The organism is Prevotella sp. 20925_1_30 (assembly GCF_041433025.1).
GTDB classification, from domain to species: domain Bacteria; phylum Bacteroidota; class Bacteroidia; order Bacteroidales; family Bacteroidaceae; genus Prevotella; species Prevotella vespertina.
The window spans coordinates 1-16,481 of the sequence record NZ_JAPWAR010000037.1 but is presented as its reverse complement, the minus strand read 5'-3'; the positions used below and the strand labels follow the sequence as shown (position 1 = coordinate 16,481).

Here is a 16,481-nt window from a genome sequence, read left to right as displayed (position 1 = left end):
AGAACACAGGCTACGCTGAAACCCTTAAAACAGACAGTGCTGTTTTAATCCCTTGAAAACCACTGTCTCATGTTCTACGAAGCATTTCGACAAAGGTTTTCAAGGGACTTTGGGAGAGCGGTTATGGCAGTATCTTGTTTTAAAGCCTACGGCAACTTTGCTATTCTTTACCCTTTAGTTTAGGGCGAAGCCCTGTATCCTTTGTTATCGCTTACACTCCTTGCATACACAGTCTGGCTTTAATTTTCCTTTGCAAAGGTAAGCAAGGTCGTAAGAACACAAAGTACCGCAACACTATTTAAGAATATTCTCACGGCAGCCTTCCACAAATCAAAGATTTGGGTTTTCCATGATAATATCCATAAATTACTTTGCTTATCTTCCTAATGACCTTGCTACCTTATTTGCACGTAAAATTTGAAAGCCTGACCGTGATGCTGCAATAGCAGTTGAACGAGAGGGAAATGTATCATTCAAATAATATGAATATGAAACAGGAAATAAAGAAAGCAGTCTTGGATGTTATAATGGCTTCCATTGATAAAGGTAACTATGGTATGTTATCAACAAGAGAGGCTTCGTATCATAGTTATAAGATTTTGGCTACTGAGAAAGTACAAATCAAAGGAAACAATATTATGCAAGATGGTAAACTTGTAGGAGTTATTAAAAGGCGATATTCGTCAAGAAAGGTACAGCTTATGTATAAGGAGCTAAAACCTTGTATAGTATGGTCATAAGATTTTGTTTTTATAGCATAAATAAAATGAGATATGATTAAAGTAGCAGATAGTATTTATTCATCAGGGCAAAAAGGCTTTTTTGAGGTGGAGGTTACAGAGGGGTTGATAACCGTAAATGGAGTAAAAATGAAAATAGTATATGACAAGAGATATACATTTTGCTTAGAGAATTTCACGTGCGTAAAAACACGTAGTAATCAGGCATTAAAGCGTATATTGATACGACCAAATTTACATAACTTAGCAATAGAGATTTGTGAGCATGTAATAATGTATGGAAAATAAATAACTAAAAGATATAGAATATGGCAAATTGGGCAAGTACAAGCTATGCTATCGAGGGAAGCAAAAGCGATTTAGAGAGAGTGTTTAATGTGATTAATGATTTTGTTAAAAGCAATGTTAAGCCTGTCGAAGCGAACGCCTCTAAAAAATGGGAAGGCAATATCGTTAAGGCTTTAGGAGCATCGGAAGAACAAATGAAGAACAACTATTTGCGTGGGTTTATTCAAACGTATGAAATAATAGATGGTGTCCTTTATATAGAAGCAGAGGAAGCATGGGGAGCAACCGATTTCCGTCATCTATTGGCAAAGCTCATGCCCAAGCTAACGATCTACTACATTGTTGAAGAATGTGGTTGTGAAGTCTATGCAACTAATGATTGTGATGGTAAATATTTCACGGAGAGCTACTATGTCGATATTTGCATCGACGGAGACTACTTTAATGACTACTTCAATACGGAGGAGCAAGTTTTGTCTTACGTGGCTCAACTGTTGAAGAAAGAATCGGTGACAATGAAAGATATAGATGAATGGAACGAGGAACAAGATGATAACGAAAACTACATCTATGTTCATGAGTTCAAGTATGTCGCATAAAGGAGGTAAGGGAGGGGCTAACCATCCCTCCACAATCAACATCGATATGAATATACCAACAATAATTCAAGTTTTGACAGTCGTAGCACCAGACGCAACTGTTATTTATCAACAAGTGTATGTCAATAATGATTATGCAGCTACTGCTGACAGGGATAGACAAGCAAATTTACACAGAGATTTGCTCCTTAATGGAGGTATGATTTGCTTAAAGCAGTTTTAAGACATGGGTTATGAAGAGTAATAGATAACGGAGGGAGTAATCGTCCCTCCACAAACAAAACTATGATATGCAACACCAAAATTTCTATCACCAATATGCATCTATTCAGGAAGAAGAAGTAAGAGAATTAAACGAGGTATTACGTAACAGAACCGACAAGGAGTTTCATTGGTATACTGACTTCCCTTATGTTATTGCTGACCTCTCGACTTGTGATGGTCATGTAGATGCAAAAGTAATGGCAGTAAAGTATCCTATCACCCTTTCAAGCGGTATCCTCATAATACCCGATGAGGACAACGAGATAACCTGAATTATTGCATTAATCAGTCTATATGTTTCAAAGTAACATATAGAGTCGTTAACCATAACGAGTAGTTGCGTTATCAGTAACGAGTAACTGATAAAGATAATTATTAAAATGTATCTAATTGAAAATAAAGAAGTTACCTTGTTGGTAAAACTAAACAGGTAACGATTTGGAAACGAGCGAGTTACTTGGTTTCGCTGTTTTCTGCCTAACAAAGAACGCTTGTTATTCTGTTTGCAAAGATAATACTTTGCTACCGAATAACAAGCGTTTTTGATGAAATATTCCTGTTTCTACACTTTTGACTGGCTGTTTGCCTGTGGGTTATATACCTCTTCCTCTTTTCTTCTTTCTGTTCACTTGGTTTCTGAGTTTGCGCTGCCACGCTGCTTCTACATAGTCATAGCCTTGTGCGGTTGGTGTAATCAAATCGTCCAAGCCTTCCATCAGTTCATCGGCTGCGCTAACAATGGCGTCTGCCACTGCACCAATGGGATTCTGTACTTGTGAGGTGTCATTTTCTCGTGAGATAGAGGAACGGCTTGGAGGTACGAGTTGATAACCAGTATCAGGTTGTTCTTTCCTTTCTGTCGGCTCTTGTACTGTTAGATGTGGTTTCCTTGATTCTTCCTTGTTGGTTGTTTCAAAGTTCTTCTGCAAGGAACGGTAGCCAAACTCCCTGCCTATTTCGGAAGCTTTGAATGTCTGTCCACAGTAGGAGAACTTCAAACCATAGACGTTACCTTGCTTATTCTTCATACGCTCAATAATAATGCCCTTCTTGTTCAACTCGTAAAGGAACATGGAGTGTCCTAATATGCCACCGCCTTTATATTTATCCAACAAGGCATAACAGATTTGTTGCATCTCTTTCTTTGTTTGCTCTCTCGTAGGATTGGCTTTTGACTTTTGATATTTCTTCTCCGCCTTGACCTCCTTTGCGATAGTCAAGCCTTTCTCTCTGCTTATTTCCTCCGCCACTCTCGCTGCCTTGTTGCTCACAAAGGTGGTATCATAGACTTCTCCATACAGACTGATGCGGTTGGCGATGATGTGAATGTGTCTGTTGTCGGTGTCCTTGTGCGTTACTGCCACCCATTGGTGGTTGTCAAGTCCCATTCGCTTGGCAAACAGATGGGCTATTCCCATAAGCTCGGATACAGGCAGTCTTTTCTCGTCTTGTGGTGCGATACCGATTTCAATACGCAGGAACTTGTTCCTGCAACGGCTGTTATAGTCGCTGACCACTTTCATTTCCTCATAGATAGTCTTTGGCTCCCTGCTGCAAAGGTTGTGGAAGGCAAGCCGACTGCCAAGTTTACCCTCTCTAAAAATATAGTCTAAAGCCGTGCTGCCATGCGCTATCGCCTTACATTTTCCTATCATCTCTTCTCATATTTAAGACCTTATATATCTCATCGTTCACATGAAAATGGGGGTCGTAAAATCGCTTAAATGCCTCTTTGGCACATAGCGAGAGGTTCTTTGTGATATGTAACCAATCCTCGTTCTTGACCTTGATGAGGTTAGAAATCTGCCCGTAGAACCTTCCTGTATGCTGAAGTATGGCAATGGCTTCCCTTTCATTTTCGGTCATCTTGGGAACGGCTGCCACCTCTCCATTTAGGAGTATCTCACGGCAGTAATCGGAAAACTTACGTCCCGTACTTTCTGCCTTTGACTTAATACGCTGCTTTTCTTCTAAGGTGCATCTTACCTTGATGAACTCTGTCTTATTCATCCGCTGTTCTTCCTTATCCTTTGGCTGCCATCGGGCAGCTTTTCCCTTGTATCTGCTCATATAAGTTTCCTTGAAAGTTTATCATTGTAGATGATTCATTGTTTCTTAATTCCTGAATACTGACCGATGAGAGCGGAGTGATTACGGTCTAATCTCCCCGATAGTTTAGCGAGGGGAGCAAGAGCAGTTTGTGGGTACAAACTGACGTCTTGCAATGCTACCAAACAAACCATTTACGCTTAAAACGTTTTATAGTCTAAAAACGAATGCCGTGCATTCTATGACTAACTGCATTCGTGGTATTCTCACAGAGAACAAAGCCGAAGAAGAAAGGGTAGACCCTTTTAGCAAAAAAGGTAGACCTATTTGCTCGAAAAGGTAGACCTATTTTGAAGAAAGGGTAGACCTTTTTCCTGAAAACCGTCTACCTTTTCTTACGGCTTACAGTCTTCTCCATTTCTCTATATCTTCACCATATTCCTCCAGATGCTGACGAACGATGTTCTCCACAAAGCTTGAAAGGTTGCTGCCCCTGTCGCCTAACCTACGCACAATGAAGTCGGCACGCTCCTGTGTCTCCCTACTCAGATAGACTGCCTTACGGTTGTTTAACTTGGTCGGCACAAGATAGGCTTGCTTGTAGGCTTCGAGTGTTTTCTTTCTCATCTTGGCACTGATACGTCTTTGAACAGTTGCACTCTCAGTGTTCCGTGCAGGCTCGGAGTGCATGGTATTCTCTGTGTCCTGCTTGTTTGTTGGTCTTTCTCTTTCAGGAACCGCAGTCGCTTCTTGTGAAGTAGATTCGTTCTCTGTTTCATCTTCCACACCCAAGAACCATGAAAGGTCTTTGTCGCTCATCATAGTTTCCTTTTCCATTTCTATTTCATTTTAAGTTTGACCTGTTTTGATTTCTTGTTTTGTCCTGTAATTGATATGTGTGTCTGTTCCTGCGCTTTCCGTTTCTGCTGTTCACGGGCACAGCTGACATGATATTCGTTGAGATCCTTGAAGTCTTGGAAATGTATGTTCATGTCCTCAACATGGAAGCCTGCCTTTATGAAATCTTGAACAGCCCTCCGTCCTGCTTCATCATTGTCAAGGAAGGTACGGATATGGGTTAGGTGTCGGTCATTCAAATAGCGGATAGTCCTTGCCACGTTGCTCACGGAGTTCATCACAAGGCAGTGGTTGGTAATCTCTTCTTTCATCGAAAGGAAGGAGAGGAAGTCCATGAAGCCTTCAAAGATACATACTGGCTCCGCTCTATCCGTGAATATCGGAGTAATGTCTTTCGGGGCTATCGTTCCCTTGAACGTCTTGTCGTCCCGAAGCTCATAGCCGCCAGAGAGATTGGCAAAGCCGATGGCTTGGTAGCGCCTGCCCCTTACCTCACAGCTGATACATTTGAGGAAAGGCATAGCCTTTTCTAAGTTGATGCAACGCACCTTTGTAAGATATTCCTGTAAATGTGGCGGTAGGGTGTCTGATATTTCTATCAGTCTCCTTGCTCCATTTACAGCCATCACAGGCTGGGTGTTGTTTGGTGCGAAGCTATTACAAGAACTATAGGTACCATCATCGGGAGCGTTCTGCCCCAAACGACGGATGGCTTCCGATAGCGTGCATCCCTCCATACGCATACAGAGGTCGATTATGCTTCCGCCCCGTCCTTCGCCATAATCTATCCAAAGGTTCTTCTCTGTGTCCACCTTGAAGCTCGGATGTGTTTCTTCCCTAAGCGGTGAACGGTACAGCGCATAGGAAGGTGTCCTACGCACGGGCTTGACGCCTTTCCTTTCGAGATACTCCACTATGGGGTATCGCTTGATACGTGATAAATCTTCTTCTTTCATTGTTTTGATACTTTAATGGGTTGAATGATAATTATTTATGTTTGTCTGTTTTTGGGGTTTTACCTTTTCCAAAGTTTTTCCCCTCCAAACTTTTTCATCTTTCTTCTTACTACATACTATTTTGTGATAAGTAATTGATAATCAGTATTACTTTGTAGTATAAGGTAATACTACACATTCTACTACATTTGGCTACTACAAGTTTGAAGGAGTGGGCAGGGCAAGATTTTCCTAATCTTGTAGACATAGATGGGGCTACTACCGTTTCTTCGTTTGCTCACCTTTATGTATCCTGCTTTCTTCAAGGCTTCACCCATACGCTTGGCAACAAGTGGTTGGTGAGTATAAATACCCAAATAGGTGAGTATCTCCGTAGTGGTCATTAACGAATAACTTTCATCCTCCGTTGGCTTTTCAAAACAACGCAACAAAAGTTCCAACTCAGCAGTCTGTACTTGAAAGTCTTCACTCTCCCTATATAGCTCGGCAATCTCATCATCATCAAACCAATAACGAAAACCTGACTTTAACAGGGCTTTGGCTTCCGCATAGACATTGTCCATCGAGATCGCTTTTGCTCTCTCAATATCTATAGAAAGCACTTCAAAGGGCAGGAAGCGTCTGCTTCCTGTAGGGTCTGTAAGAAAGTCATTGCCGTTCACTGATGCCACAAAGCTTGCCAAGTGGGGATGCTCCTCTACATACTTGTCGTAGGGCATACGGTATTTGACCATCGGGCATGTAATGAGGTTCTTCAGCTCATTCTCATCACGTTTATTTAGAGCTTTGAGTTGGTCGTCTATGTTTACGATGAGGTTTTGCCCGATATAGGTGAGCGTGTCTTTCTCCTGTGGATATATCTTGCCGGTATAACTGTAACCGTGCAGTTTGGGTGGACAAAGTAAATCGAGAAACGTTGTCTTGAACTTTCCCTGCTCACCTGTCAGCACAAGGCAGGTGTGGTTACTGCACTCACGGTCGTCCATTGCGTTGGCGACCACTGCCACGAGCCACTTGGTGAGATATTGTAACCACTTGTCAGAGTTGCGCACGACTACGCAACTTGCCAAGTGGGGAATGGCTTTCAGTGAAAAGGGAGAACTGCTACTTACATCCACCAATGGCAATCCATTGAAATACTCCTGTATGGGATTAACACGTGGAGAGAAGCTACTCTCGATGATAGAGTATAGATTATCCGACGAGGTTATTATCCCGATGTCGTTGTCTATCTCTCTGCGGAGCGTGTTGATTTCATAGCGACCCACCTTTGAGAAGTGAGCATCATTCTTGCTACGATATTCAGTTCTACCCAATACCGTATTGTATCTGAACTCGTAGTGAGTGGAGAGATAGGCTTCTATCTCCGAGTTCTTGGAAAACTTCCTTCTTGTATGAAATTCGCTGTTTCCGCCCTCAGATTTGCCTTTATCTGCATTCTTCTTCATTATATGATTGGTTTGGTTTCTGAGAGTGAAGTTATGAAGAGAATGTCAAAGTTCCAAGCATTCGGAGAGTGCTTGCATAATGTTGCGTCTGTCTGCTATAAAGTTCACATGTATATTTTGTCGTGGCAGGGCAAGAAAATGGGATTTTTGTGGAAAACAGAGTTGGGAATGATAGCTACAGCCAAAGACAGAAATGTGTGTATTGCCTATGTTTGCTGTATTTTGCGCCGATTGGGATTATCCTTCATATAGGATAAACGGTGAAAGAAGAAATCAAAGAATAATACGAAAAAGGCAACCGATAAGATATGTTGTCTTTTCCTTCAAGTTCCCTATATTTCCCTGCTGTTCCCTGCTGCTTTGAGGTATGGAAAACACATCCTACTTTTGCAGGCAGAAACGTGCGGTAAGACGCAAAACAATAAGGAATTACAAACAAAATAACAATAAAACTATGGGATATTTTATCATTACGGATTCAAATTGGGCAAGGTTGAGGAACGAGATACTCAGTCTTGCCGAGACCTGCCACAAGGCATTCGGGGAACAGAGCAAGCATACCGATTGGCTGCACAATGGTGATGTATGTAAGTTGCTCAACATCAGCAAGCGCACATTGCAGCACTACCGGGATACAGGTGTACTTCCATTCTCTCAAATCGGGCATAAGTGCTATTATAGGCGTGAGGATGTGGAGCAATTGCTCCAAACCAAAACAGAGAAATCAAAAACGGATAAAACTAATATCAACAAATAAATAGGAAGATTATGGAACAGGTGAGAGACTTGAATATGGAGGCTGACGATATGCAGGTGGTGCTGTCCGCTATCGGCGGAGTAAGCAAGAGAATTAAGGAAGTGGCACAGACACACAAGCCGCTCTTTGGCGGTGAGCACTTTCTCACGAGTAAAGAGGTGTGCGAAAGGCTGTACATCAGCCCTCGCACCTTACAGGACTATCGGGACAGAAGAATTCTTCCCTACACACAGTTTGCAGGGAAGATACTCTACAAGGCTTCGGACTTGGAAAGGATGTTGGAGGAGAATTACTATTTTAAGTCCATTTGAATTTAGTATTATAATTCGATTAAAAATACCTATTAATAAGTATTGCCAGTATAGAATTCTTCCCATACCTTTGTATCTAAAATTGAATTAATGATGAAAATATCACACAGCCGCATAAAGGCAACAATAAAAGGAGCGTACTGTTTTTTAACAGTACGCTTTTTTTTATGAACAAAACTGAACGATGTCCGTTAATAAAATAGTAATGAAAATATTAAAAGAAGATATAAGAAACAGAATTGTCACAGCTGCCCGCAATGAATTTATTAAAAATGGTTTTAGAAAAACTTCGATGCGAACAATTTCTGCAAAATCAGGAGTTGTCTTAGGTAATATATACAATTATTTTAAGACAAAAGATGATATTTTTTATGCTGTCCTTAGGCCTTTACTTGCTGTCTTGGATGGAAGGCTGTCCTCCTATCGCATAGAACCCAACAAAATAGACAAACTTCGTTTCTCTATACAAAGTCAAAAAGATTTGCTAAGAGAAACGCTTAAAATAATTTTCTTGTATAAAGAAGAATTAAAGTTATTGCTCTTTGAATCAAAAGGTACTTCTGTAGAATTTTTCCGTGAAAATTTTATCGAAGAACAAGTTGCAATAAGTAAAGAATATATTGACCAAATGCAAAAAGTCTATCCACAAATACAAACAAAAGTTTCGTCACTATTCTTTCGGATTTCCTCTTCTACATGGGTAACAATCGTCGGAGAGATTGTCTCAAATCCAGAAATCCGTAAAGAAGAGGCAAAACAGGTTTTGTCTGAATATATACGCTATAATACAGCAGGATGGCGAGAACTCATTAATCAATAAGATTATGAACAGATTATTCATCGTAACGATACTGTGTTTGTGTACAACAGTTTTGTCTGCCCAAAATATATTACGTGGGAAAATCATAGATAAAGAAACTAAACTTCCGATATCTGGAGCATACGTATCAATCAAAAATATAAAACAGAAAACAGTTTCTGATAAAACAGGCAATTATCAAATTGATATTCCTTCCAATGGAATATACATTGTCGAGGTTTCATTTGTTGGATATAAACGAGTAAGGCAAGTCGTTGTGTCAGAAGGAAATACCACGAAAGACTTTTTTTTGGAGACATCTACGAACGCACTTAACGAAGTCGTGGTAAGGGGTTCCTCCCAAAAGGCTGAAATAAACCATATCCGGCAAAGTCCTATGGCTGTAACGGTAGTGGATGGATCAAAGTTGCGAGGACGCTCAAGTGGAATAGAAGAAATACTCACTAGAACGTCAGGTATCAAGGTGAGAAAAACCGGAGGATTAGGAAGTGCATCGCGTATATCTGTCCATGGATTGGAAGGTAAGCGTGTGGCAGTTTATATCAACGGCTTCCCACTAAACAGTCCAGATGGTTCTTTCGACATCAATGATATTCCGATTGATGTTATTAAGTACATAGAGGTGTACAAAGGAATCGTTCCTGCAGAATATGGCGGTGATGGACTTGGTGGTGCTATCAACATAGTGACACGAGAGGATGAATGTGACCTAGTGGGTTTTACGCAGGAATTGGCATCATTCGGGACATTCAAGACACTTGCAAGTGCCCAGAAACTTTTTGCAAAATCTGGAATATTATTCAATATTGCTTTCTTCAGGAACAAATCCAAGAACAATTATATGATGTCATGGCCAGTGTTTGAGACTAATCTACCTGCTTCTGAATACAGAAAGGTGAGACGAAACAATGACTATTATGACGCAGAATTCTATCATGTGGGCATAGGTTTTAGAAAGCAATACTTCGACAAACTGGATTTGGAATGTGCTTTTTACAGGAATAAGAAAGGCATACAGTCTCTCAACTTTGACTCTCGATATGCCTATACAAAAAGTCTTAATATTATGCCTACTTTGAATATGGAGAAGAAAAATTTCATTTTCAAAGATTTGGAGCTGAAAAACACACTTGTTGTTCCCATCATACGTTCTAACATGACGGATACGGCAACTACAAGAACGCAATGGAATGGGACGGTCACGCCAGCTAATGGGGAGACAGAGGATAATCTTTTCAACGAGTCCCATGACCGGCAATTTGAGTTGCGAAATAAATTTAACTTGAAATATACACTTGGACGACATACTTTCAATCTGAATGATCAATTCGTATTCTCGGACTATAGACCTAAGGACGATCATATGAATGAATACCTTGGCTTCGACCCCAGTTCATTTCCCAGCAAAATGACTTCAAACAACATCGGACTAAGTTATTTGTTTGCTTCTTCTAATAATCGCTTTCAGAATTCCTTGACAATAAGCATCTATTATCTGAAGTCAAAAATCTATAGAACAAGCGATGCTTTGTCAAAAGACAAGACAGAAAGCGTATTCGCTCCCCAACAGACCAACGTGAACAAAACGTATTATGGCTTTAGCGAAGGGCTTAGCTATGAATTGTGGAAAGGTGTGAGGGGAAAAATCTCGTTTTCACACAATGTAAGAATTCCTGATACGGGAGAATTGTTCGGAAACGGAATGAGTATCAAACCTTCTGTAAATCTTCAGCCAGAAGTTGGAGATAATTTGAACATTGGGGTCATCATGGACAAGAGAAATCTATTGGGGCTTACTCGTGTGCAATGGGAAACAAATTTTTATTATATGTATATGAAGAATATGATAAGACTTTTCCCCGCTGACATCCGTTCCATATACATAAACTTAGGAAAGACAAGTACGCTTGGTTTCGATACTGACTTAAAGGTAGATATAACCCCAAACGTCTATGCATACTTTAATCTTACATTGCAGGACATTCGAGACCGTCAAAAATGGTTAAACGATGAGAAAGGTTCGGATAATCCTACGTATGACAAGCATGTTCCCAACATACCTTCATTCTATTACAACTATGGCATGGAATATCACGTTGAAGGTTTGTTGGGAAAGAAAGAGTTGTCCAGAGTTTATGTTGATGTTTCTCATGTCGGAGAATTCGATTGGGGCTGGCAAATGAGCACACTGCCCGACCAACGAAAGAAATGGATCATTCCTTCCAACGATGTGTTTACCATAGGGCTTCAACAGTCATTTTGGCATAACAATGTTTCTCTGAGTTTCGAGGTCGAAAATATTTTTGACAAAGAGAACTACATGGAATTCAAAATGCCACTGCAAGGCAGAACCTTTAAGGCTAAATTGCGTTTTAATCTGTTCCGAGACAAAGTCTCAGGAGGAGCTATGAGTATGTAAATTCTTATTATTCATTTCAAAAATTTATAGTCAAAATGAAACATTATTTCTTAGTCGCAGCCACGGCGCTGCTTGTGTTATCAGGTCTTTCCTCATGTAGTAAAGACACTCCAGATGTTCCTCCAACGCCACCAGCAAAGTCCGAGGTAGGATTTGTGCATAGCGTGAATATTGGAGAGAATACATATGTCAGTCTGTTCAAAGACTTGACAGCTGGTTCGCTCAATACGGACAATGCTTTGGTGTTTGCCAAGGGTGCATTTTCATTTGTGCATGGTGGCAAGGTATATGTGACTGACACGGAACACCTCTACAAATATGCACCAAAAGATGGCAAACTCGTCCAAGAGGGCACGACTATGGTATTTCCAAGTGGTGCTAAGGCAACGTACATCACGTTCGCATCCAATAAGAAGGCATATGTTTCTTGCCTTGGTATAGGAAAGGTGTGGATTATTGACCCATCCTCAATGACGAAGACAGGAGAAATAGACTTATCCGACTATTCCTTGGGAAAGTCCTCTGGTGACAATAATCCTGAACCGTGTGCCTCTGTTATCAGAGATGGAATTTTATATGTGTCACTGAATCAAATGAAGTCTGCTTATTCTTGCGAAACTGGAGCCTATGTTGCATTAATTGACACGAAAACAGACAAGCCAATCAAACTTATTAGTGACAGTCGCGTCACGATGTCGTCCAGTGGAACACCTGCTGGTGATCCGTTTGTGGACGAGAAGGGTGATATCTATTTCTATTGCGTAGGAATGTTCGGTTATCAGAAGGGGGCAAAGGAAGGCTTCTTGCGCATTAAGAAGGGAGAACAGGAGTTTGACAAGTCTTATTGCTTTACCCTTGCAGATGTAAATCTGGATGGTGTAAAAGGAGGTAAAACTTCATATGCCTATAATAAGGTATATGGTGGAAACGGAAAGGTTTATGGATACCTAAATATTCCTGGGGCAGCAAGCAACCCACCAGATTACGTTCATGATAAATCGTTCCAGCCTTTTGAGATTAATCTCTATGATAAGACTTGCAAGAAGATGAACTTCTCAGGAACTACAGGCTGGGCGGCATCCATTTGCAAGTCGGGCAATGACATCATCTTCGGCATGTCAACAGACCAAGGTACGGGTTATTTTGTCTATCACATGAAAGATGGAAGGTATGAAAAATTGAAGGTAAAGGTTTCCGGAGCACCCTATATGTTGCATGAGCTTAAATAGTTGTAATAGAATATTACTTATGATATTTATTGGGACATAACCCCAACATCTGAAAGGATGCGAACTTCTTGATTAGAAACTTAAATCTCCCTCAAAACAAGAAAAAGAGCTGTGTCGTTACTCATTATAGGGTTTGATACAGCTCTTTTAGTTTATGTGTTATAAACTATAAATTCTCATGGTTGTGCTTTTAGTTTTTATACACTGTCAATTCAGTTTTAATAAAAATCTTTCTTTTGTAGTAGCGTAGTAAATAATTGAAAGAATATTCGTATATCAATAAAAATCTTTAATCCTTTTTCTTTCAACGTATTATACCTTATTGTAGTTATGTAGTAAGATATAATCAATGAAAGAAAAAGAAAATATAATCATCAGGTATCCGTCTTTCCTATTAAGAATATCGGTGTTATTATGGATGTAGGTTTCTGCAATCTCTGACATACATGTTTCCTGAAGAAGTGTGCTTCCGTACTGTCCAATTGATAAGACAAAGCGATGATGATTGTGAGTGGATAAAGCGGAGCATATCCTCGCAGTCGTCCGTTCACGTAGACTCCCTGCTCCCCTGTATCCCTTTCGTCGGGTTGCAGGGGAGAGACTTTTAGTAGAAGTTGCAGACGATAATTGAGCTTCCTCCATGTTACACTAAAGAAATCCACCAGTTCACTCTCTGTCATGGCTATTTCGCCTTTGCCTTTGCAAGTGATTTGCATATTATCGCCCCACTCGAAATAACTGCGGTCTCTTTTTATTTGATGGTGATTGACATTCATACGGTTTCCTCCTTCGTTTCTTTTGTCTGATGTTTCCTTATCAACCTGTCCATGTCCTCAGAAATCTTATTATCTGTCACCTGTGCGTAGATTTGAGTACTGGATATAGAGGCGTGCCCCATCATCTTGGCAATACTCTCTATGGGTATTCCTGCACTTAAACTCAGCGTGCCGAACGTGTGCCTTGCCATGTGGTAGGACAACCGCTCTCTGATACCGCAAGCCTTACCCACGATGCTCAGCTTTGCACTCATCACGCTACGGCTACAAGCACAGTGAAAGATAAAGTCGTTGCCTTTTCCTTTCACCGTCTGCATTTCTTTCATACTCGGTCGTTCTTTCTTGCATTGATTGATGATGGTCTCTGCTATGGGGTGTAGTGGCACGACAAACTCCACCTTTGTCTTCTGCCGTTCTTTTCGGATATATTTCTGTCCGTCTGCTGCCGTTTGGACATGTCCAAATTGCAAATGTTCCATATCAGCAATAGCCAAACCTGTAAAACAGGCAAAGACAAACAGCCGTCTTGCTTGTTCTGCCTCCTTATCAATTACTCTCAATGCCATGAGTTTGGCAACATCGCTCTTTTGCAAAAAGCGTATCTTCTGTTCCGCTTTCTCATACTTGGCATTCTCAAAGGGATTGCAACGGATGATTCTTTGACTGACCGCACGATACATCAGCCTACTCAGCCAACAAAGATAACGATTCATGGTTGCTGTTGCCAAGCCTCGTTTTTTCAGATAGAAACGGTATTCTTCAAACAAGTCTTCCGTTATAGTGGCTATGACTATATCCGTCATTCCCTTATCCTTTACAAACTCCGTAAGTAACTTATCTGAATAGAGAAGATTCTGATAGGTTCCCTCAGCTCTCGATTTGCCCACGCACTCTTTAACGGATTGCAATTCTGCCTTGCTCATGGCAAGGAGTGTTGTCGGCATGGTGGCTATTCCCTGCAAACGGTTTTTAAGCAGTTCCACACTTACCACTCCGTCATTTATCAGAATATCTCGATAGGTCTTCTCTACAAGTTCCTTAAACTCGCCGATTCTTTGATTGGTTCTCTTGTCGGTTGTCAGTCCCTTCCTGCTGTTCCACTCGGAGGATTTGCATTCCTCTCCTGTGGTAATGGCTGTGCTCTTTCCGTCTATAGTGATACGGCAGAGAATGGTAGTATTGCCGTCTGCCTTTGTTTTCTGTCTGTTGATGTAAAACAATATCTTAAATGTACTTCTCATAAAAAATCTTGGTTAAATGGTTAAACGCAAATCTTCGGTGAAAGAGAGGAAATGGTTAAACTCTTCAAAGAGTTTCTGTGGTGTTACCTTTGCATAACGTTCGGTCATACTTACGTTCGTATGTCCCAGCATCTTGCTGACCGTTTCAATAGGAACGCCCTGTTCCAAGGTGATAAGCGTGGCAAAGGTATGCCTTGCAGTATGCGAAGTAAAGGGAAAAGAAATACCTGCCCGTAGTCGCAAGGCTTTAAGACAGGACTGATAAGTGGGATATTTGATGAAAGGCAGCAGTGCTTCCCTTTCATCGCTATGCATTTTCTCAATTAACCGAACAGCTTCCGGCAACAACTTAATACGGCAAAGTACACCTGTCTTCTTCCTATTGAACTTCATCCAAAGATTTTCCTCATCATCACGGACAAGATGTGTCTTACTTAATCCCATTAAATCACAATAGGCTGCACCTGTATGACAGGCAAAAACAAACAAATCCCTTGCTGTTTCCATTTCTTCCTCCAACTCTCCGAAGTGGGTATTCATTAGTTTGTCAAGTGAACGTCTGTCAAGTGCCTTTGGGAGTTTCTTATCACCTCTTGCTATCTTTACATTAGCAAATAATAAGGTGTCAGCCAATCCTTCACGGTATGCCAACCTGCATACGGTCTTTATTTGGGATGCAACTGCATAGAAACTACTTTCCTGAAACCCTAATTTGTTCAAGTAGTAGTCCCTGAAATCATAAATGAAATTTTCTGTAAGTTGCGAGAAAGACAAATCTTCCACCTTGTACTTGTCTTCGATAAATGTCCGAAGATTATTACGGGTAGTATAGTAATTGGAAATTGTTTCTCTCTTAATGTCAATTCCAATATGTTCTTTCTTCTCCCTGATGAGGATGTCCAATCGTTCGATAAGCATACATCGTGTCTGTACGCTGCCTTGAAACAGTTCCTTTACATCGGTTGCGTCAAATGGGCAACCTTTGGAAAGTAAGGCTTGATAAGCCGACTGAACAGACAACAGCAAACTCTCCAACCTGCCGTTTATCTCTACTGCCTCACGACTCTTGCCGTCCACTCTACTCTCACGGGGATTCCACAACTCTGGATTGCAGGAGAGTTTACAACTGAACTGGGCAACATTTCTTCCAAGTGTGATACGTCCCATAATCGGAGCCTTGCCCGACTTGTCAAGACCGCTCTTTTTGAGGTAGAGCAACACCTTCATTTTCTCTTGTTTCATACGCTTTAATTTTTATGGGCAAAGTTACCCGAATTAAAGCGTTCCTCACTTATGCAGAAAACTGCCGACCACAGCAACAGCCACACGAGCGAAAATAATTCGATTACCGGACATTACTCCATCGTTACCTATCCCAAAATCAGGTAATGCTTTGGTAACTGAACTTTTGCCTAAATCTGCATATTCCTACCCTTTTTGAAAAGAGCACCTCTATGCAAATCGTTCCATTTCTCACTCATTATCAGTTAGTTTACACCAACTTCGACTTTTCTTCATTTTCGTTGATTAGTTACATTGCAAAAGGGCATCTTTTACCATGTAAAAGTCCACCTGTTATCTCCAATTTATGAATCATTATTACAACCCTTCTTATGCCCTTTTTCTTTTCATAATAAACAAATATCTCTCCCCTTGCATTATTATAACAACACCATAAAAACAACCGCTTTACAATTTTCCTGTCACTCCTGTCACTCCTCCCCAT

At 40.7% G+C, this 16,481-nt stretch carries 18 protein-coding genes; 9 read left to right on the top strand and 9 right to left on the bottom strand.

The features are described from left to right. The first annotated feature begins 488 nt into the window (after positions 1-488). The 4 genes from O3603_RS11235 to O3603_RS11220 all read left to right on the top strand — a co-directional run bounded on the left by O3603_RS11235 (position 489) and on the right by O3603_RS11220 (position 2,163). Complete coding sequence (locus tag O3603_RS11235; protein ID WP_156787961.1) at positions 489-740, top strand: hypothetical protein; 252 nt, start codon at positions 489-491, stop codon at positions 738-740. A 308-nt stretch (positions 741-1,048) separates the two neighbouring features. Then, positions 1,049-1,627, top strand: a complete 579-nt coding sequence (locus O3603_RS11230) for a hypothetical protein (RefSeq protein WP_371522884.1) — start codon at positions 1,049-1,051, stop codon at positions 1,625-1,627. Continuing rightward, on the top strand, positions 1,617-1,850 hold the full coding sequence (locus O3603_RS11225; protein WP_371522882.1) for a hypothetical protein: 234 nt from the start codon (positions 1,617-1,619) through the stop codon (positions 1,848-1,850). The genes O3603_RS11230 and O3603_RS11225 overlap by 11 nt, the downstream gene beginning before the upstream one ends. Before the next feature lie 67 nt (positions 1,851-1,917). Then, the gene (locus tag O3603_RS11220; RefSeq protein WP_314573588.1) at positions 1,918-2,163 is read left to right on the top strand and encodes a hypothetical protein; all 246 of its coding nucleotides are present in this window, start codon (positions 1,918-1,920) and stop codon (positions 2,161-2,163) included. A gap of 321 nt (positions 2,164-2,484) precedes the next feature. On the opposite strand, the gene O3603_RS11215 is transcribed toward O3603_RS11220, so the two are convergent. From O3603_RS11215 to O3603_RS11195, 5 genes are all read right to left on the bottom strand, one after another. Beyond that, entirely contained in the window at positions 2,485-3,546 is a 1,062-nt protein-coding gene (locus O3603_RS11215; RefSeq protein ID WP_371522880.1) for a relaxase/mobilization nuclease domain-containing protein, read from the bottom strand. After that, on the bottom strand, positions 3,530-3,961 hold the full coding sequence (locus O3603_RS11210; RefSeq protein WP_371522878.1) for a hypothetical protein: 432 nt from the start codon (positions 3,959-3,961) through the stop codon (positions 3,530-3,532). Before O3603_RS11210 ends, O3603_RS11215 begins: the two co-directional genes overlap by 17 nt. Positions 3,962-4,342: 381 nt before the next feature. Continuing rightward, positions 4,343-4,777, bottom strand: coding sequence for a DUF3408 domain-containing protein (locus O3603_RS11205; RefSeq protein WP_007574491.1), 435 nt, complete (start codon positions 4,775-4,777; stop codon positions 4,343-4,345). Between the two features lie 2 nt (positions 4,778-4,779). Beyond that, entirely contained in the window at positions 4,780-5,754 is a 975-nt protein-coding gene (locus tag O3603_RS11200) for a toprim domain-containing protein (RefSeq protein WP_371522876.1), read from the bottom strand. A 182-nt stretch (positions 5,755-5,936) separates the two neighbouring features. Then, entirely contained in the window at positions 5,937-7,202 is a 1,266-nt protein-coding gene (locus O3603_RS11195) for a VapE domain-containing protein (protein ID WP_371522874.1), read from the bottom strand. Positions 7,203-7,656: 454 nt separating this feature from the next. On the opposite strand from O3603_RS11195, the gene O3603_RS11190 reads away from it, so the two are divergent. The 5 genes from O3603_RS11190 (at position 7,657) to O3603_RS11170 (ending at position 12,738) form a co-directional block, all read left to right on the top strand. Continuing rightward, positions 7,657-7,959 (top strand): helix-turn-helix domain-containing protein, encoded by a 303-nt coding sequence (locus O3603_RS11190; protein ID WP_371522872.1) that lies wholly within the window; start codon positions 7,657-7,659, stop codon positions 7,957-7,959. An 11-nt stretch (positions 7,960-7,970) separates the two neighbouring features. Further along, positions 7,971-8,270, top strand: a complete 300-nt coding sequence (locus O3603_RS11185) for a helix-turn-helix domain-containing protein (RefSeq protein WP_371522869.1) — start codon at positions 7,971-7,973, stop codon at positions 8,268-8,270. A 184-nt stretch (positions 8,271-8,454) separates the two neighbouring features. Beyond that, a complete protein-coding gene (locus tag O3603_RS11180) occupies positions 8,455-9,090 on the top strand; it encodes a TetR/AcrR family transcriptional regulator (protein WP_009227819.1) in 636 nt (211 codons plus the stop codon). Positions 9,091-9,094: 4 nt separating this feature from the next. Further along, positions 9,095-11,509 (top strand): TonB-dependent receptor, encoded by a 2,415-nt coding sequence (locus O3603_RS11175; protein WP_371522867.1) that lies wholly within the window; start codon positions 9,095-9,097, stop codon positions 11,507-11,509. 35 nt (positions 11,510-11,544) lie between these two features. Continuing rightward, a complete protein-coding gene (locus tag O3603_RS11170) occupies positions 11,545-12,738 on the top strand; it encodes a YncE family protein (RefSeq protein ID WP_371522865.1) in 1,194 nt (397 codons plus the stop codon). A 374-nt stretch (positions 12,739-13,112) separates the two neighbouring features. On the opposite strand, the gene O3603_RS11165 is transcribed toward O3603_RS11170, so the two are convergent. The 4 genes from O3603_RS11165 to O3603_RS11150 all read right to left on the bottom strand — a co-directional run. Beyond that, entirely contained in the window at positions 13,113-13,514 is a 402-nt protein-coding gene (locus O3603_RS11165; RefSeq protein ID WP_371522863.1) for a hypothetical protein, read from the bottom strand. Then, on the bottom strand, positions 13,511-14,755 hold the full coding sequence (locus tag O3603_RS11160) for a tyrosine-type recombinase/integrase (RefSeq protein WP_371522861.1): 1,245 nt from the start codon (positions 14,753-14,755) through the stop codon (positions 13,511-13,513). The genes O3603_RS11165 and O3603_RS11160 overlap by 4 nt, the downstream gene beginning before the upstream one ends. A gap of 12 nt (positions 14,756-14,767) precedes the next feature. Next, the gene (locus tag O3603_RS11155; RefSeq protein WP_371522859.1) at positions 14,768-15,997 is read right to left on the bottom strand and encodes a tyrosine-type recombinase/integrase; all 1,230 of its coding nucleotides are present in this window, start codon (positions 15,995-15,997) and stop codon (positions 14,768-14,770) included. Between the two features lie 289 nt (positions 15,998-16,286). Further along, a partial coding sequence (locus O3603_RS11150; RefSeq protein ID WP_371522857.1) for a hypothetical protein occupies positions 16,287-16,481 on the bottom strand: 195 nt, incomplete at its 5' end.